The organism is Chryseobacterium cupriresistens (genome assembly GCF_046614675.1).
Taxonomy (GTDB): domain Bacteria; phylum Bacteroidota; class Bacteroidia; order Flavobacteriales; family Weeksellaceae; genus Chryseobacterium; species Chryseobacterium cupriresistens.
This window is the reverse complement of record NZ_JBKKJT010000006.1, coordinates 25,078-44,098: the sequence shown is the minus strand read 5'-3', so window position 1 is coordinate 44,098 and position 19,021 is coordinate 25,078. Positions and strand designations below refer to the sequence as shown.

Annotated in this window: 20 protein-coding genes; 12 read left to right on the top strand and 8 right to left on the bottom strand. The window is 35.1% G+C overall.

Annotated features, from left to right (window positions below; translation table 11 throughout):
* Nucleotides 1-5 precede the first annotated feature (5 nt).
* The 8 genes from ACLI50_RS16710 to ACLI50_RS16675 form a co-directional block, all read right to left on the bottom strand.
* Nucleotides 6-1,343 carry a UDP-N-acetylmuramate--L-alanine ligase gene (locus ACLI50_RS16710; protein ID WP_343641527.1) on the bottom strand — a complete coding sequence of 446 codons (1,338 nt, stop codon included), beginning with the start codon at nt 1,341-1,343 and terminating at the stop codon, nt 6-8.
* Nucleotides 1,344-1,349: 6 nt separating this feature from the next.
* Nucleotides 1,350-1,787, bottom strand: coding sequence for a hypothetical protein (locus ACLI50_RS16705; RefSeq protein WP_202843226.1), 438 nt, complete (start codon nt 1,785-1,787; stop codon nt 1,350-1,352).
* 16 nt (nt 1,788-1,803) lie between these two features.
* The gene (locus ACLI50_RS16700) at nt 1,804-2,610 is read right to left on the bottom strand and encodes a lysophospholipid acyltransferase family protein (protein ID WP_062675350.1); all 807 of its coding nucleotides are present in this window, start codon (nt 2,608-2,610) and stop codon (nt 1,804-1,806) included.
* 27 nt (nt 2,611-2,637) lie between these two features.
* Nucleotides 2,638-3,267: an NUDIX hydrolase gene (locus tag ACLI50_RS16695; RefSeq protein ID WP_110011656.1), complete on the bottom strand. Its 630-nt coding sequence runs from the start codon at nt 3,265-3,267 to the stop codon at nt 2,638-2,640.
* Nucleotides 3,268-3,372: 105 nt separating this feature from the next.
* A complete protein-coding gene (locus tag ACLI50_RS16690) occupies nt 3,373-3,840 on the bottom strand; it encodes an OsmC family protein (protein ID WP_411414269.1) in 468 nt (155 codons plus the stop codon).
* Nucleotides 3,841-4,047: 207 nt separating this feature from the next.
* Nucleotides 4,048-5,607, bottom strand: coding sequence for an Rne/Rng family ribonuclease (locus ACLI50_RS16685; RefSeq protein ID WP_110011658.1), 1,560 nt, complete (start codon nt 5,605-5,607; stop codon nt 4,048-4,050).
* Nucleotides 5,608-5,975: 368 nt separating this feature from the next.
* Nucleotides 5,976-6,266, bottom strand: coding sequence for an HU family DNA-binding protein (locus ACLI50_RS16680; protein WP_002984212.1), 291 nt, complete (start codon nt 6,264-6,266; stop codon nt 5,976-5,978).
* Between the two features lie 318 nt (nt 6,267-6,584).
* Complete coding sequence (locus ACLI50_RS16675) at nt 6,585-7,256, bottom strand: response regulator transcription factor (protein ID WP_047429454.1); 672 nt, start codon at nt 7,254-7,256, stop codon at nt 6,585-6,587.
* A gap of 179 nt (nt 7,257-7,435) precedes the next feature.
* Between ACLI50_RS16675 and tssO the strand changes: the two genes are divergently transcribed.
* The 12 genes from tssO (at nt 7,436) to ACLI50_RS16615 (ending at nt 18,923) form a co-directional block, all read left to right on the top strand.
* A complete protein-coding gene (gene tssO / locus ACLI50_RS16670) occupies nt 7,436-7,972 on the top strand; it encodes a type VI secretion system TssO (protein ID WP_395972643.1) in 537 nt (178 codons plus the stop codon).
* Between the two features lie 11 nt (nt 7,973-7,983).
* Complete coding sequence (locus ACLI50_RS16665; RefSeq protein WP_411414268.1) at nt 7,984-8,508, top strand: type VI secretion system transmembrane protein TssO; 525 nt, start codon at nt 7,984-7,986, stop codon at nt 8,506-8,508.
* A gap of 48 nt (nt 8,509-8,556) precedes the next feature.
* Nucleotides 8,557-9,468: a PKD domain-containing protein gene (locus ACLI50_RS16660; protein ID WP_110011661.1), complete on the top strand. Its 912-nt coding sequence runs from the start codon at nt 8,557-8,559 to the stop codon at nt 9,466-9,468.
* A 47-nt stretch (nt 9,469-9,515) separates the two neighbouring features.
* Entirely contained in the window at nt 9,516-11,921 is a 2,406-nt protein-coding gene (gene tssR, locus ACLI50_RS16655) for a type VI secretion system protein TssR domain-containing protein (RefSeq protein ID WP_202843221.1), read from the top strand.
* A 357-nt stretch (nt 11,922-12,278) separates the two neighbouring features.
* The gene (gene tssD / locus ACLI50_RS16650; RefSeq protein ID WP_062675339.1) at nt 12,279-12,686 is read left to right on the top strand and encodes a type VI secretion system tube protein TssD; all 408 of its coding nucleotides are present in this window, start codon (nt 12,279-12,281) and stop codon (nt 12,684-12,686) included.
* A 174-nt stretch (nt 12,687-12,860) separates the two neighbouring features.
* Nucleotides 12,861-14,792 (top strand): type VI secretion system Vgr family protein, encoded by a 1,932-nt coding sequence (locus ACLI50_RS16645; protein WP_411414267.1) that lies wholly within the window; start codon nt 12,861-12,863, stop codon nt 14,790-14,792.
* Between the two features lie 62 nt (nt 14,793-14,854).
* Complete coding sequence (locus ACLI50_RS16640; RefSeq protein ID WP_238349697.1) at nt 14,855-16,183, top strand: hypothetical protein; 1,329 nt, start codon at nt 14,855-14,857, stop codon at nt 16,181-16,183.
* Between the two features lie 6 nt (nt 16,184-16,189).
* Nucleotides 16,190-16,798 carry a toxin-antitoxin system YwqK family antitoxin gene (locus tag ACLI50_RS16635; protein WP_238349696.1) on the top strand — a complete coding sequence of 203 codons (609 nt, stop codon included), beginning with the start codon at nt 16,190-16,192 and terminating at the stop codon, nt 16,796-16,798.
* A gap of 119 nt (nt 16,799-16,917) precedes the next feature.
* Nucleotides 16,918-17,454 (top strand): hypothetical protein, encoded by a 537-nt coding sequence (locus ACLI50_RS16630; RefSeq protein ID WP_123278824.1) that lies wholly within the window; start codon nt 16,918-16,920, stop codon nt 17,452-17,454.
* Between the two features lie 88 nt (nt 17,455-17,542).
* Nucleotides 17,543-18,178: a PepSY domain-containing protein gene (locus ACLI50_RS16625; RefSeq protein ID WP_202843214.1), complete on the top strand. Its 636-nt coding sequence runs from the start codon at nt 17,543-17,545 to the stop codon at nt 18,176-18,178.
* Nucleotides 18,179-18,275: 97 nt separating this feature from the next.
* Entirely contained in the window at nt 18,276-18,482 is a 207-nt protein-coding gene (locus ACLI50_RS16620; RefSeq protein ID WP_411414266.1) for a hypothetical protein, read from the top strand.
* A gap of 39 nt (nt 18,483-18,521) precedes the next feature.
* A complete protein-coding gene (locus tag ACLI50_RS16615; protein WP_202843212.1) occupies nt 18,522-18,923 on the top strand; it encodes a hypothetical protein in 402 nt (133 codons plus the stop codon).
* Nucleotides 18,924-19,021 lie beyond the last annotated feature (98 nt).

Genomic DNA, 19,021 nt, shown 5'->3' with positions numbered 1-19,021 from the left:
TTTATTTATTTTGTTAAGTCTAATCCACCAAAATTTCCGGAACTCATCATGAGATAAACACCATCTGTTTTATCCAATGTATTCCAGTAGGCGTGTAGATCTTCAGCATTCGTGAAAACCTTTAGCTTTTCATTCTTGAATTTTTCTTTGATAAATTCAGGAGAGATAGGTTCCATTCTCTTGATCTTCAAGGCATCTTCAGAATAGAAAACTACAGCTTCCTCCAGACCGTCCATTGCATGATCATATTGCTCAAGGAAAGCCGGATTCAGACTGGAATAGGTATGAAGCTCCAGGAATCCGTATTTCTTATTATTTTTAAATTGCTCTGCAAAGGCTTTTACCGCAGCCTTTACCTTACTTGGTGCATGGGCAAAATCTTTGTAAAGGATTCCCTTATCTTCTCTTTCCACTTTTTCCAGACGCTTGGAAGCTCCTTTGAAACTCATGATTGCCTCATAGAAATCCTCATCCATAATACCCAATTGCTGGCAGATATGTCTTGCACCTTCAAGGTTCAGCAGGTTGTGTGCTCCAAAAACAGAAAGCGGAACATCTCCCATTTCAGTTTTTAAATATACTTTACCATTATTGATTTCGTATTCAGGAGTTTTGTAAGGGATTTTTCTGAAATAATTTTCTGCATTTTCCACTACTTTCACTACTTCCGGATCTTCTTCATTATACACAAGAACTCCGCCTGCCGTAATGCTTGCCACAAACTTTCTGAACTGATCAATATAATCATCAAATGTTTTGAATACATTGATGTGATCCCATGCAATGCCGCTCATTAAAGCAATATTCGGCTGATACAGTAAAAACTTAGAACGTAGATCAATAGGAGAGGAAAGGTATTCATCACCTTCCAGTACCATGAAATCATTATCCTGAGTCAGTTTTACCATACAGTCGAAACCTTCAAGCTGCGCACCTACCATGAAGTCCACATCTTTCTGATGGAAATTCAAAACGTGGAGAATCATTGACGTAATGGTTGTTTTACCATGTGATCCTGCAATAACAACTCTTGTCTTGTTTTTAGACTGTTCGTACAGGAATTCAGGATAAGAATATATTTTCAGGCCCAGTTCTTTTGCTCTTGCCAGCTCAGGATTATCCTGGTGGGCATGCATCCCGAGAATAACAGCATCAATATCCGGAGTAATCTTTTCCGGGAACCAGCCCATTTCCTGAGGCAGAATTCCTTTCTTTTCCAAACGGGTTTTTGAAGGCTCAAAAATAGCATCATCAGAACCTGTTACCTGATATCCTTTGTCTTTTAATGCGATGGCGAGATTATGCATGGCGCTTCCGCCAATGGCAATGAAGTGGGTTTTCAATTGTATTTACTGTTTTTTAACATTAATATTAATGATCTGCTGGAAAGCTTCAAGAATATTGTTCCAGTTGGTCTGATAATTCGGAATGATCATACTCGCATCCGATTTACTGCCTTCATTGGGACCTTTCTTGACATTGATGGACGTTGAAATATTGTCGTACAATTTTTTACGGTCTTCCTGTATTCTTCTGAAATTATTCTGAGAAAGAACCTGATCCAGTTTCTTTAAATCTTCATCTGAAATTTTAAAATCCTGTTTATATTTTTTTCCCTGGCCTTCAAAAGAGTAGTGTACATTATTCCCTTTGATCAGAAGATTTTCATAGACAGGAGCAAAGCCTCCGCTTTTCGAATAACTGATATCAAAATCCGAATATACTTTCTGGCTGTTGCATGAAACTAATACTATGATTGCGAATAATACTCCAAGTATTTTTTTCATAATTTTTCTATTTACTTTAATTATTTGAATCCTTTTGTTCTAATTTTTTAGCTTTAAGTTCTTCATCATAACTGTGTAATAGATTGAAATCTTCTGTCTGCTCAATGGCAGTCATAATTTTCAATAAAATTTCCGGTGCTTTTTCATTATCATAATCAATATCCAAAGGAGCTTTGAATTCCATCGTAGGTTTTACACCGGTTACCTTTACGCGGAGTCCTTTTTTATCAAAAGCTCTTCTGAATCCGTTTATTTTGATTGGAATTACAATAGGACGCTGATTTTTTACCAGTTTGGCAGTTCCTCTTCGTCCCTGTGCAAAAGCCGATGTAGTTCCTTGAGGGAAAGTAGCTACCCAGCCATTGTCCAATGCTTTCATAATATTATCTACCTCGCTCATGTCTACCATTCTGTTGACATTTTTCCCTTCAGATCTCCATGTTCTTTTTACCGTTACAGCTCCTGCAATTTTGAAAATTTTGGGAAGAATACCTTTGTTCATGGTTTCCTCTGCTGCCACATAGTAAAAATCGATCTTCGGATTCAAAAGATAGATCGGGTTTTTTATTGTATTGAGATATCCGTTGTTCACAGCACAGAAGGCATGGTACATGGCCGCCACATCTGCAAAATAGGTCTGATGGTTGGATACAAACAGTACGTTAGAGTCCGGAAGATCCACAAGGTGTTCTGTACCGGTTATTTTTAACTTATTAAAGCCATTGAATCTTCTGTAAGATACAATTCCTAAAATAAAAATAATAAACCTTTTCAAAAAATAAGGAGTTCCGAATGCATCGGTGAAAATATTTTTCTTCGCCATCTCTCAATTAAACACGGTAGTGCAAAGTTACATTTTTTTCAGCAACTGACTGAATTCACTTAATATCATCGCTGTAGCTCCCCAGATAATGTATCCGTTGAAATTAATCACGGGCACTTCATGTCCGCCTGCACTTGGCAAAGCCATGATTTCCGGGGTGTCCGACAGGTTTAAAAAGGAAGTGATCGGAAATTCTATGGTTTCCACAGCTTCCGTCTGTTGAAGAACGAAAGCAGGATTCTTTATTGTATAAGAAATATAGGGATAGACATAAAAATTGCTTGGTGGAATATAAATCGGAGACATTTCCCTGATGATTCTTACATAATGTTTATCTATTCCGATTTCTTCGGAGGTTTCCCGAACTGCCGTTTCAGCAAAATCCCTGTCCATTTCCTCACGCTTTCCTCCGGGCAGAGATATCTGTCCGCTGTGTCTGTCGTGTTCATTAATTGTCCTTTGGATCAATGGAAAATACCACTCGTTGTCTTTCAGATATAAAACAATATTAACCGCCGCAAATTTGGGATTCTTTGACAATACTTCATCATACGTAAAAACGGGGCGGTAGGGAGGTGAAAATACTCCATGGGCGTGCTCACCTGGAAGTTCCACGCTTTTTATTTTTCTCAATAAATCTTTTCCAAAATTTTCCATAGCTCAAATTTAGCAATATATCTCGAAGAAATAAATGCCTTAACATTAATTAACCTGTGAAATATCAGGATTTAAAGCTTTAACCCCCTTAATCTTACAGGGTAATTATTTAACTGAAATAACAGGGAGATGTTGTACCGGAAAATTGACGGAATTGGCAATGAAACAATATTCGCTGGCTTTATGATGAAGTTGTTCTGCTTTTTCTTTCATGGATTCTGCTGCAACAGTTACCTTAGGATGTAAAGTTACTTCTGTGAAGTGGCCGCTGCCACCGGCTGTCTCTGCCATGATGCCCGTTGCTTCGTCAGTGTAATCTGTAACAATAATGCCTGCTTCAGAACAGAAATGAAGGTACCAAAGCATGTGACAGGAAGAAAGTGAAGATAAAAACATTTCTTCAGGATTATATTTCGTCCGGTCGCCACGGAATGCCGGATCAGATGATCCTTCAATTACAACTTTATTCTCTGCTGAAATAGTATGGCTTCTCCCGTAATCTCTGTAACCGCTGGTTCCTGTTCCCTGGTTTCCCGTCCACTGGATGGTCATTTTGTAATGGTGGTTTTTCATATTTTAAAGATAAAAGATAAAAGATAAAAGATAAAAGATAAAAGATAAAAGATAAAAGATAAAAGATAAAAGATCTTGCTGTTAAAATTCAATAGGGGTGGGCTTTAGCCCGCCTACATAAACAAAAAACATCTATTGGCTTTAGCCGAAACTTATAGCAAGAAAGGTAATAAAAAAACCTCCAGAAAACTGAAGGTTTTAAATTTTTTAATTAGAGAATTCTATCAATTCTTCTTTTTTGGCATTGTAGATTTTGTATTCTAAATATTTAAAAGAATCCCTTGGAACAATGGTTACCCACTTTTTGTATTTGATAAACCATTTCATCTGGATACTTTTAATGCCTTTTGTAAGGTAGGCTTCCACAAATGGGTGTACGTGCAGGTAGATTTTTCCTTTTTCTTTCTGCAGGATATTTCTTAAGGTTTCACCCATTCTTTCTACGATAACAATAGGAGCTACAATTTCTCCGTCTTTGTTCGGGTTTTCTTCTTTGGTGTCGATCTGTTTTTCCGGACGGTTTCTCTGTCTGGTGATCTGGATCAGACCAAATTTACTTGGAGGAAGGATTTTGTGGCGTGCTTTGTCGCGCTTCATTTCCTCTTTAAGATGCTCGTAAAGATCTCTTCTGTGATCAGAATTCGGCATATCTATGAAATCGATAACGATGATCCCTCCCATATCGCGGAGGCGAAGTTGTCTTGCGATTTCTGTAGCAGCCATTTTGTTCACTTTCAGTGCATGCTCTTTGTTGACAGCTGCTCCGGTTGTAATATTGTTTCCGGAGTTGACGTCCACTACGTGAAGTGCTTCTGTGTGCTCAATAACAAGATAGGCTCCTTTGGAACTCGGAATGTTGACGTGTTTTCCGAAGCTCTGTTTAAGCTGTTTTTCAACATTGTAATATTCCAGAAGTGGAATATGGGAATCATAAAACTGGACAATATTTTTCTTTTCAGGGGCAATTACTTCAATGTAATTTTTCATTTCGTTCACCATTTGCTCATCATCGCAAATGATATTGACGAAGTCCTGATTAAAATTGTCTCTTAAAATAGCTGAAGCTTTGTCTTCTTCGCTTAAAACTTTAGACGGAACTTTATTTCTCTGGATGTTTTTGAAAGTACTTTCCCATTTCTGAACCAGCTGGTTCATGTCATTATGCAGGTCGGCTACTTTTTTTCCTTCTGCCACTGTTCTGATGATCACTCCGAATCCTTCAGGCTTAATACTGTCGATAAGGGTTCTCAGTCTTTCTTTTTCCTCAGAGCTTCTGATTTTTTTGGAAATAGAAACTTTATTGTCAAAAGGAATTAAAACCAGGAAACGTCCTGTTAATGAAATCTGGGTAGAAATTCTTGGACCTTTGGTAGAAATAGGTTCTTTGGTAATTTGTAACAGAACAAGATCGTCCTTGGCAATTACTTTGTCTACCGTTCCGTTTTTGTCTATTTCGGGTTGTATCTCGAAATTTTTTAAGCTCGAAGTGCTTTGTTTTTTAGAAATAGTATCTTTTAAAAACTTTCTGTACGTAAGATACTGAGGTCCCAGATCCTGATAATGCAGAAATGCATCTTTGTCATATCCGATATTGACGAATGCTGCATTCAGGTTTGGGGCAAGTTTTTTTACTTTTCCTATAAACAGATCTCCAACTATAAAATCGCTTTTGTCTTCTTGCTCATGAAGTTCACATAGTCTTCCGTCTTCCAGCAGCGCAATCTTTGTAAGATCATCTTCATGCGAAACTATTAGTTCTTTCTTCATTTTTTAATAAGATAAAATTGTTAAGATTATAGGAAGTGGATGTTTTTTATTGATTAATTCATCTATTAAATATAAGGATTTTGAATGAAAACCATTATATTTTTATTAAAATAATATTTGAAACCCTCCGTTTTCCGCGGAATCTTATAGTTGCAAACAAAAATATAGTTAGTGAACTTTAAAAATTTAAATCCACCAACTATATTATTATATTGTAAATCTCGAGAAAAAGAGATTATTTTTTCTTATGTCTGTTTGCTCTTCTCCTTTTCTTTCTTTTGTGAGTCGCAACCTTGTGTCTTTTTCTTTTCTTTCCGCTTGGCATAATTTTAATTTTTTAGTAACTAGTTAATATTCAGTTAATGTTCTTATTTTACTGCAACTTTAGTTTTTACTTTCTCAACAAAAGATTTTGAAGGTTTGAAAGCAGGAATGTTATGAGCAGGAATCTCAATTGCAGTGTTTTTAGAAATATTTCTTCCTGTTTTAGCAGCTCTTGTTTTAATGATAAAAGATCCAAAACCTCTTAGATAAACGTTATCCCCATTATACATAGAAGTTCTGATCTCCTGCATAAAAGCTTCTACAACTTTCTGTGTTTCATTCTTTTCTGTTCCCAACTTATTTGAGATGGTGTTTACCAATTCTGCCTTTGTCATTTCCTTATTTTAATTTTAAATTTTAGGTGTGCAAATTTAGTTAAAAAAATTGAATACTAGCAAATTAGTGGCAAAATATTTTTATTCAAAGAGTTGGACTTTTTATGTATACACTATATTAAGGCAGGATAGTGATAATTTAACAATAAAATAATGTAACCGGATAAAGGTACAAAAAATTGATGAACAAAATTTAATAAATGCTGGTTATAACAGGTCTGGCAGCGCTTTATGGTCCTTAGTATACTATTTTTGAGATTCTTTATCTGCCCTTATCGAGCCTCCTGGAATTGAATTTTTCAATTGAAATCAGATTTTTTATAAACTGGAATTATAATATCCGTTTTCTACGCAGAAGCGGATAAGATGAAGTTTGGTTTTCAATCCCAGCTTTTCAGTAAGTCTGTTGATATAGGTATCGATTGTTCTGGTACTGAGATTGAGCTTTTCTGCAATTTCTTTATTGCTGAATCCTTCATAGCAGAACCTCATGAGCTGTATTTCAGATGGGGAAAGTTCTTCCTGTCCTTTTTTCTGCCTGTCCATATATTCCTGTACGGCAAGCGGCTGCTGTTCCCATTCTTTGGAATAAGCCTGATAGTCGAAGTCGTCAGACGCAATACTTCCTTTAATAATATCCTTTATAATGGTGCTTTTTTTCTGACAGTAATAGATATTGGGAATCTTTGAAAGGATTTCCGCCATATCTTCCTGATAAGTGCCGGAATACGTAATAATAGGGGTTTCAGTATTGTTTTTTCTGATATACTTAATAGCTTCAATTCCACTTAATACCGGCATAAAGAGTTCAATAATGAACACATCTTCCTGTCTTCTGTAGATTCTGTTTACCAGCTCATGCCCATTGTTACAATCATTCAGAAGCATATAGAAAGGATTTTCCATAAGTGTTTTGATCATTATTTTTTTAAAATAAAAATCACTGTCAGCAATGGAAAAACGTACGGTATTAGATAATATTTTACTCATTCTTAATATCGATTTGGCGAATGATATTTAAAATTCAGAGGTCTAATTTATGAAAAACTTATCAAAGTGAAAATTAATATTAATTTAATCAGGGTTTTCACGAAACAGGGTTGGGGAAATTACGTATTGTGCATAAAAATTTTTTTTTATATTTTCACAGGCCAAACAAATCGCAAATTATGTCTTCTAACAGGGAAAAAAAATTAAACAAATCTGACGTCAGAACGGGCATTTGGAAGTTTATTCTGTCATTTGTCGTTTTGTCGGTTGTATCTTTTGCTTGCTTATTTCTCTTTTTTAAGAGTTATGATATACAGCGGGAAGGAATTAGCCGTGAAGCTGAAGCGTATAAAGAACTGATGCTTCGAAGCGACGTGCTTAAGGATCACATTGATGATATTTACGACAAAATGAACCAGCTTAGCATCAATAAGGTGGAGAATGAGGTATTTCTGAGAACCAGTATTATGGATAATGTAAGAGATGCCAAAAATATTATGGGTAAAGACAGTGTGCAGAGCTTTAAACATTATGCCGTACTGATGAAGCAGATTGTACCGATGATGACTTTAAAAGCAAAGATCATCGAAGTAGAGTATCAGAAAAAAACCGTTTTACGGGATCTTGATGAATGCATGGGCAAGATTAAAGTAACCAACAACGAACTTCGGAAAGACCCTACGAGAAATTTCACAGGAAGTAGAAGAAGAAGATAAAAAGAAAAGATATGCAAGGACAAATCACATTATCGAAGAAAGAAAGGCATTATCAGTTTTTTTATTTAATACTGATGCTGGTGACTGCCATGTTATTTTTGGGAGTGATCTTTCTGAAAGGATTTGAATCCCCTTTTTCTGATGAAGATGTAAGAGGCATTCAGAATCTTGAGCAGAAAGCCGAATTTGAACAACACCAGAAAGTTGTTCTTCCCATCATGGACAGTACCTACACCATGATCACCAAGCTTACTGATAACGGACCCCAGCCTTTTATCGAAAACAATATCCAGCTGGGTGTTAACGACCTTAACAGCTATTTCAACAGTACCGATGTTGTGGATATCCGTAAAGATGCCTATCCGCAGATCGCGAAATTCTATAAAATGTATTTTGATGACAAAAAAGTCATTTCAACAACTTCTGAAGACATTAAAATTTTCCAGAAACAGGTGGATGAATGCAGAATCGGATTTAAAGATAAGCAGAATAAGCTTTATCAGCGCGAGCAGGATCTGAAAGCAAGAATGCAGTAAGCAAATAAATACTAGGAACATACATAAAACACATCACAATTACTAACTATGAATTATTTTCAAAAGAACAAGAAAAACATTATTATCGGTGTTATTGCAACTTTGCTGATCGCAGCATTGGTTGCTCTGTGGCTGCAGAAAAAGGTAATACATTCAGCAGATGATATTGTTGGGGTGGTTTATCCGTCTTCACTGGCGGTAGGAGACACGCTTTTATTCGAAGATAAAACCCAGTTTGCCAAAACCAAGAGATGGAATTTCGGAGATGGGACAACTTCAGATAAAAACAGTGGTATTCACTTCTATAATAAACCGGGATATTATCAGGTGATTTTGATCGTCGACAACAAGTACACGAAATCTTTCCCTGTAATGGTAAGCGCAAGAAGCGTTCAGAAACCAAAAGATACTGCAACGGCAAAAACAACGATCGAAGCCGTAAGTCAGGCAATGCAAAATGAAAACGTGACCTTCCGTGCTATTTCTGATGCAAAACAGTTTGCATGGAAATTCGGTGAGTCCGGAAATACAGATGCTAAGGACAAATTTACCATCTATTCCTATAAAAAACCTGGAGAGTATCTGGTGACTCTTTACACAGAACAAAGCCAGGATCCTATTTATCACCGTATTAAAATTCTTCCTGCTTATGATGCTCTTGCTGAAGATGAAGTTTCAGTGGAAGACTCTTATGCCAAAGTAGATAATGATTTTAAATATCACCTGCAGCAGATTGCCAACGGAAACAGTTTCAATATGCACTACAATTACCTGCTGAAAACCTATCTGTGTAACAATGAAAATACAGTGGTAAAAGTAAATGACAGCAAAGTGAATAACTTCTACATGTATTGTGCAGGCCTTCAGTTTGACAAGAATACAGTGATTCAGACGGTAAAAGTAAACCTGGACGACACACAGAACTGTGTAACTAAAGTAGATATTAATCAAAGCAAATAATTTCATCCGGTCTTACGGATGTACCAATCATAAAAAGATTAAATAGGATGAAAAATAAATTTCCTCTAGCAGCATATTATATAGGGTTAACAGTATTATTGACGAGTTGTCAGGTAAAACTGCCGTCAAAGAAAACCCCGGAGCCTTCACAGTATGGGCAGGTGGATGCATCCCCTGTCGTTAACGGATATCCGAAAAAGTCAGTGCCATGGATCGTTATTTCAGACCGGTCAAGAAATACGGCTTATCTGGATAAAGATGATGAGAAGTCTTACAAAGAAGTAAAATTCCTTGAACCTTTAATGGTTTTAAAACATAGAGACGGAATGGTAAAAGTAGCGGAATATGTTCCGGATGCTTTAATGAAGAAAGTTTCGTCAAAATCGATCAAAACATATGGCTGGATTCAGGAGTCTGATCTCCTTCTCTGGAATAACGCTTTAAAAAGTGAAAAGACAGGTTATCCTGTAAGAGTGGCAGTAGTACCTAATAACAGCGAAGTCATCAGAAATGCTGAAAGATACTATAAAAACGACTCTATTATGGTGTTCAACTCACCAAGCCTTATTGAAACAGCCAATGTAAAAATTCCTAACGGACAAATTGTATATGTGTACAAGATGGCCGAAAATAACAAACGTTTTCTGGTAGGTAAAAAACCGTCTGTTGATATGGACAGTATCAATAAAGGACTTTACGGATGGGTAAGCTCCAATGTAATCTCCACCTGGGGAGAACGTTCCGCTATCAGACTTAAAAATACAACAGGAATTACCGATACAACGCTGGGAATTCATGAAGGGTATCCGGGTGGATCAGCATCGGATGCGTCCAACAAAACAGCTATTCTTCTTACCGATGTGAATAAGAGAACACAGCTGGAAAATATCTTTCCGGTAAATCTTCCTTTAGAAGAAGCTCCGACTCCTGATACCAAGACAAAATATTTCACCAATATTTTAGATTACAGCAAGAATTTCGTATCCAATGTACTGGGTGAACCGATTTATTTCGACCGTTACAGAGAGATCACGGAAAAAGATAAAAACATCAATATTGTCTTTGCATTAGATGTAAGTGCCGGTAATGCGCCTTATGCACCTATTGTAAAATCATTATTACAGGATCTTCAGCTTAGGTTTGAAAAACCTTCTTATTTTAGCAATGTTAAATATGGAGCGGTTTTATACAAGAACAATCCTTGCGGAGATAATGTTTCTGTCTCCAGCTTAAGTACAGATTACAGTAAGATTTCATCATTTATTGATCAGAAAACGAATGAAATGAACTGTGCCAGCAATAGCGGCTATCAGCCGGTAGGAGAAGCTCTTACGGCAGCAGGAAACCTTCTTTCCAATGTTCCTGATGAAACCAATATCGTTGTTACTGTAGGAACTTCTGCCAACCAAAGCGGAAATATGTACAGTGTAATCAGTTCTCTTACCCAGGCTCAGGCAAGACTGATCATGTTCCAGACCAGTGCAAGATCATCAGATACCTACAATGATTTTGTATTGATGGCGGAAAATGTGGTTACCAATACAGCCAAAAATATTGCTGAACTTAAAAAACAAAAGATCATCAACCAAAATGATGTGCTTACCAAGAATAATTTCAGCCTTGTGGAAGGAGATACAGGATTCTTCTCTTTAGCTTACCCTAAACAGAGTATGTCTCAGGGATTCGTTATTTTCCCTAAGAAAGGAGACATTACGACTCCGGGATTCCTGAAAAAATCTGTTGACAGCCTTATTGCACAGGTTACTCTGGATAATCAGACTATTGATAAATCTCTTAATGAATATTTCCATTCATCCGTAGGAGCAGGTAGAACAGATGTGGATTTAAAATATAAATACCTGTATCCGGGACTTACCAATCCGGTTTCTGCAGGAATTGCCGCACAGCTGATCAACTATGGAAGCCCATTCCTTGTAAAAGGATATATTCCAAAAGATCTGAAAGATTTTACTCCGGCAATAGAAAAGGGAATCCTTATTTCTGAATCGGAATATGATAACTTAAAAGCTTTCTACACGGAAGTATACAGAAATACTCAGGCAGATCGTGCAGATTTTAATCAGGGAAGAGCCATTAAAGAATATGTTAAATTACTGAAGAAGTACAATCCTACGATAAAATTCTTGGATAAAGGAGCGCTTTATGAGCTGCCAATGTCTTATGCGATCGGAATGAGTACCGGATTTGATCTTTCTGAAGAAGAATTGATGGCTAAATATAAGCTGAAAGGTTGGAAAAAATCAAAAGTCGTTCCTAGTGAAACGGTAAAAAATTATTTCCAGCACTATAAAAACTTAGCGGACAGAATGCTTGCCAACAGAAACAACCCTGCTGTAAAAATTCAGCAGAACGGACAAACTTTCTACTGGCTTAATGAGTACTTTACTCCATCCAGAATTCCAACAGAACAACCGGAATACACAAAGCATTAAAAACATTTTTTTATGATATCAAAAGCAGGAGTATATACTTCTGCTTTTTTTGTAGTATAAAGACAGATCAACAAACCTTAAATCTTAAATTTTTAAACTTTGAACCCTTGTTATTTCTCTTTGATGTGTAAAATTATTTTTTATCTAAAAAAAGAGAAATAATTTAAAACGCTGTATTTATGGTTGTTATCGTAAGGTTGATAAATCCATTGTCGTAGAATTACGACAAGAAATCGTAGAACTACTACAAAATCTCAGATTTATAGGGAAAAGTTTTTTTTAGCGGAAAAGAGCCTCTATATTTGCTAACACAATCACCGAATCACAAAATATTACTAACGATTAAATTTACTAATCATGGCTGAAAGAAATTCAAGAGGAATCTTAAAATTCAATAATGGAGAAGGGCAAAAGCTGTTAAAAATGAATTACAGCGTTTCCAGATCTACAGATGTTTCAGGACGTGTAGCATCAGATCCTTCCAACGCATTAATCAAGGTTACAGTAGAAGCTACTGAAAAATCAGATATCCTTGAAAGTTTGCTGAACGGTAAATATAAGCCGACTGTAGGAGAGATTACTTTTAACAAATCTCATGAAGAAGGTACATTGATTACACTGAAATGGCAGAACGGATATGTAATCCAGCATCAGGTAGATTTCGACGCCATCGACAGCAACAGTATGCTGATCAGCTTCGTAATCAGTGCTGAAACAATAGACTATGGTACTTCTCAATACGCCGGGCTATGGCCATCCAGCTAAATACTGACACACATTATCAACATTCATAAGAAGAAAGACTGTCCCTATTTAAGACGGTCTTTTTTTGCCTGAAAGAAAAATTATAACCTGAGAATTTTATTTTATAACGTGTTTATATAATGTCTGTTATATAAAATATTGTTATCTTTAATACTAAACACAAACACAAAGCATATGAAAACCGAATCAAAGACCAAAGGATCTTCTTTCCGTCCATCTCAGAATGCGGACGGGATATCCGCGAATCATCACGCAGGGATCAACCGGCTGGTCAAATTATCACTGGTTGTAGAAGGTAAAATTATTAAGTACTATAAGCATTTCACTCTTAAACAGAAAGCGGGTCACCATCACGAATTCAACCTTACTCTCGCTCACGATGCATTGGGAGACCGGCAGAGCCATACCCTTGAGGAAGCCAATAAATTTCTGGGAAAACGTCTTACAGCTGTTATTTCCTACAAAGATATTGAGAAAAGTCCGGAAAGGAATTTTGTTGGGGTTATTACCAAAGTAGGATTCAGTCAGGAAAAAATGAGTCTGGGAAATATTGTGCTTTCCGGATACAGCCCGACGATCCTGCTGGACGGTGCTCCGCATATCCAGAGCTTTGGCGGCAGCCAGCCCGTTAATATGGGAATCATAGCCAAAGAAGTAATACAGCAGGGAATAGATAAAGAACGGTTTGATATAAGAGTCGATACCAATGATTATTCCCAGATCATTTACAGCAGCCAGTATAACGAAACCCATTATAATTATCTGTCGAGAATGGCAGAAGCTTATGGAGAACAATTTTACTATGATGGCGAAGTTTTGCATTTTGGAAAGCTTCCTCCACAAAATAAACCTATAAAATTATTATATGGGAGCAATGCGGATCATATCAGGGTAGAACTAAAAGCGGTTCATACAAAACCTCAGTATTATGGCTATAACAGCAGTAAACATGAAAAACTGACTTCCGGGGAAACTCCGGTTGACCATTTAAGTGATCTGGCCCGTACAGCATATAGCCATAACAATAAAATATATAAAACTCCGGCACTGCAGGTTGCACCTATTAAAGCAACAACACACCTGGATGTGGAGCATTCTCAAAGAAGCGCGTCAGGAAGTGAAGCGGTTAATGTATTTTCGGTTTCCGGATCTACAACCGTTCCTTTTTTGCATCCCGGATGTATTGCTGATATTCATATGAGAAAACCGGACAGCAGTGAAACATCTTATTTTACGAAGGTTATGGTGACAGAAGCCGTTCATGAAATTGATACGATCGGACATTACACAGGAACTTTCGAATCCATTGCAGCAGACACGGGTTTTCTGCCCAAACCGGAATTTACGGTACCGGCTGCTCAGCCACAGATTGCAACGGTAATTTCCAATACTGATCCGGAAGGACAGGGAAGAGTTCAGGTAAGATTCGACTGGCAGATCAATGATACCACTCACTTTGTAAGAGTAATGAGCCCCGATGCAGGAGGAACCGATCAGATCACTCAAAATCGTGGTTATGTAGCTATTCCCGAGGTAGGCGATCAGGTGATGGTTAATTTCGTACACAGTCATCCGGACAGACCATTTGTAATGGGAGGAATGTTTCATGGCGGAGTAGGCCTTGGTGGAGGAGCTGACAACCGTGTGAAATCTATTCAGACAAGAAGCGGCCACAGAATCGTTTTCACAGAAGATGAAAGTATCATTATTACAGACAAAAGCGGCAATGAGATCCATCTGGATACGACGGGCAGTAATATCAATATCACGGCACCGGAAACCATGACCCTGAACTGTAAGAATATGAATATTAATGTAGGAGAGAATATGACGACGACGGTGGGAATGAATAAGTCTGATAGTATCGGATTAAATAATACTGAGACTGTAGGCGCTATGAAACTTACTTCGGTTATAGGAAATGTAAGTACATTCATTACGGGTAAACTTACTGAAATTATTGAAGGAGATGTATACAGCGAAACAAAGAAGGAAAGAAATGAAATTTCTGAAAAAGAAATTAACATTACCTCCAATGCTTCCATCAATAAACACGCCCAGCAAGAAGTACAAAACAACAGCGGAGAAAGATCTAAAGCCTATTAATTATGAGCAGAACGAGAATTGTAAAAGGCACCTACAACAAAATCTCTCATGAAAATCATAATATGTATTCTCAGGAGAGTATTATTTCACGTGCCATGAAATGGATTTCTGAAAAGGGTAATGATAAAGGAGTGAGTCATAATACGCCACAATCTCCTCCATTAGCTCCTCAGCCCATTCAACTTATTGTTCAGTTCAGACCTAATAAGGGGTGGAAAGGAGAATTTGGGTTTGATTGGATGAGAATAGGTGATACCAGTCTTTTTAATGATCAAAAGTTTAGTGATATTATAGCTTATCAGTATGAGGATGCTAAATTTACTACGAAAGTAAAAGATGGTAATAAATATAAGGGATATTTTAAGATTGATGAAACAATGTTTAATAACCTTAAAAAAGAATATAATCCTTTCTCTATTTTATGGAAAACGAAAAAAGATAAAAATACTGGAAAAGATATTCCGGAAGAATATTTTATACCATGGTTGTCCATTATAAAAGATAAAGAAGTTAAGATCACTTTTTTTGCAGAAATTCAACAGGAGGCTGATTATTTGGAATTTACAAAGTCTGATTATTTTACTTTTACTCCAAATAAAATAGAGATAAAAGGGAAAAAGAAAATATCTTTGAATGATTATGAAGTGACAATCAAATGCATAAAGGAGTTTACAAGTAACCAAACTATAGAGTTAAAAGCTTTTAAAACTGAAGATGGGAAAACCATTGAGGCTATTGTAGGAAAACTAAATGTCTGGGCAAATGATAATACTAAACAAAAGAAAAAAGATGTTGTATTTGTGGAAATAAAAACTCCCGCTATATCTTCAAAAAAAGAAGAAAAGCCCTCAATAAATGATGAGAAAAATAGGATTAATCAGTATCTCGAGCAAGCATATATCAAGTTATCTAATGACTCTGATATTGTTGAATTAGATTTAACGACAGACAAAAATTTTGTTGATTTTGTAACCAATGGAGAAGTAGATTCTGATAAAAAGAGCAGTGGAAAAGAATTGCAGGATTATTTGAAAGTTCAATTGGAAAAAGTCTATCCCAAGAAATATACTAAGCATTTCAAAGCTTTTTATTTTGCAGAACATGGTTACAATGCAGGAGGAGGACATGTCTCTGGCTATTCAAATTATGGAGCGGATTATGTAGTGGTATTTAAAAGCAAAAATGATCAGACTGCAGCCCATGAGTTTCTTCATTCTATGAATTTAGCCCATACATTTTCCAATAAAGAAGCGTCTTCTCATGCGTTATATACTTATGAATATAAAAAGACAGATAATTTACTGGACTATTCGCATCATGGAGGAAATGATAATAAGCGATGTTCATTATATTACTGGCAATGGAAAAAAGCCAATTCATCTATAAAATAGATAGTTATGAATAAAATAATAATGTTAATGTGGTTGAGTATATTTATACAATGCCAGTCTCAAAAAATAGATAAGTATATGATACCAATTGTTGACAATAAGTATGAAAAATTTGATATTGAAAATTTTCAAAAAAATTCTGTAAGAGGAACCTTGATTTTAAAGTCTAATAATGCTACTGTCTTAGAGGATAAACAATCATATGGATTTATAAAACAGGTATACAAGAAAGATGATATTTTTTGTCATACCGTCCTATATTACCCGACTGGGAAAATTAAGGAAAAAGGAATTACGTTCAATAATGGTACTGAAATAGGCATATGGTTTTACTATGATGAATCTGGTAAACTTGTGAAGAAGGAAAACACGGATGAAGGTTACGATTTTAAACCTGAAAATGTTATTTCATACTGCGAAAAAAATAAAATTAATCTCCCAAAAGGCTATCATGATTCAGGTTATCAGACAAGAGTACTAAAACGAGATTTGGAAGGCAAAAAAGTATGGCGGATTTCTCATCAAATTGCTGGCGACAAAATAGAAGAAGTCATTCTGGATGGTAAAACAGGAAAAGAGCTTCAAAAGAATACAGTACCTTTTTATAACCCATAATTGCTAATACTTTTATGAACAGATTACTAGAGCATTTAATTTAGCAAGAAGCCTTGATGAAAAAAGAACGGCTGGTATGGTAAGATATTTAAAAGTTAACAATATGAATTGCTATAAAAATGGAAAACTTATTAAATCAACACATCAAGGGATTTTCAACAACCATCGTTAAGGTTTTCTTACAATTATTATTAATAACTACTGTAGCTTGTACAAAAATGAATGAACAAACATTTAAAGTATTTGGAAAAGAAGATATATTGAAGAATACTAAAATTAATATCATAAAGATAGATGATAGAGGAGCAAAAACTGAAAATACATTATTGTTTTTAGGAAAAGAATATGACATAAATGCAGAAACGGAAGCAGGTGCTACCTATGAACTTTATGTTTCTTATAAAGATTCATTAGTTAATATATTGAAATTTGAAAATGTAATGAGAAATGCAAATGATCATATTAATCATATTTATTTGAATGAAGAAAATAATAGTATAAATGTTATTTATATCGGAAGAGAATCAGATGTGGTTAAGCATCATGGATTTATGAAAACATTGATGCCAAAAAACGATTTTTATAAAGCTAATAATATTTCAGATGATAAAACGATAGAAAAGTATAACCAGCTTTTTTTTGATGAAGTTAAGTAGCTTTTAAATTATGAAATTAAAAGTTTTTTTTTACTGTTATACTTTTATTTTTCCCAATGTAAAAAAACAATAACCTATAAAAAATATTGTGAATAAAATAATAATATTAGTTGGGTTGGGTCTTTTTACTCAATTTCAATCTCAGGAATTACAAAAGACAATGATCCCTAAAATTAGTAACAAATTTGAAAAGTTTGATATAGATAAATTTAGTAAATCAACAAAAAAAGAAACTGATGTTGTAAGAGAGTTTCTGCCCAATGGAAACTATATTGAAATGAGTATGGCAAACTCTGGTAAATATTATACCGAATCATATAAAGATTCCTATTTTATGATATCTAAATCTTATTACACCAGTGGAAATATAAAAGATAAAGGTATCATGTTTAATGTTCCTTGGGGAGCTCCTTTTCAAAAAGGAATTTGGTATGGTTTTGATGAAAATGGAAAGCTGATTAAAGAGATTGATTATGATAAGCCTTACAAATATACATTTGAAGATATTTTAAAATTCTGTGAAAAAGAAGCTATTCCCATTACAAAAGGTCCAGTATTACAAAGTACAGGTTTTCATACTATAATTTCAAGAAGAATAGAAAATGAAAAACCTATTTGGGAAATAGAATGGTTAAAGAAGTCGAATCGTGTTGAAAATATAATTTTGGATGGTATTTCCGGTAAAGTAATTTCAAGAAGAGAGTCAGAATTTATAAACAATTGATTTTTTAGTTATGAACTAACAGTGGGAATTACATTTTGAATGTCATTAACATATACACTGTATTATTGAAAAACAATCAATGTACAAAAAGAATATTATGAATAAAATAATAATATTAGCTGGGTTAGTTTTTTTTACTCAATTTCAATCGCAGGAATTACAAAAGACAATGATTCCAAAAATTACTAATGAATTTGAAAAGATTACTATACAGAATTCTAAGAAAAAGATGATGACAGATGTATTGAAACTCCAGAGGAAAGAAAAGAAATCTTTTCTGCTTCTAAAGCTGTATACAGAATAAGTATTTATCATGGAGATTCTTTTTATAAATTAGGTAGTTATGAAAAAATTAATTTACATGGCATTAATATGTAGTTTATTTTCATTGTTAGGATGCAAAAGTAAAGAGCAAAAATTTTTGGATAATCATAAAGTAATTCTTTATGAGACTAAGGAAGCAGAAGATTTTATTAATACTGCAAACATAAAACCTGACGAAGCAAAACAGATTCAAGCAGCTTTTGCTATAAAAAATAATAAGAAACCTGAATCTTATAGCTTCTTTATAATAGACAATAATTATGTTTTTACCTCTTATTTTCATCCGAAAGTTCCAGAAGCTTCAACAAGTGGAATATGGGTTGATAGTAAAACGGGGATTGCAAAATATATGGAAACTGGAATATGGTTAAGAGCTTACAAACCTTATCTTGAAAATGGTGAATCCTATCATTTTCAATAAAAACTTAACCATACTATTCAAGTAGGGGGGTAATTTGCCATAAAAATGGACCTTCAAAATCAGTCTTAAAACAAAAAACACCGTTGTTACTTCTCTAA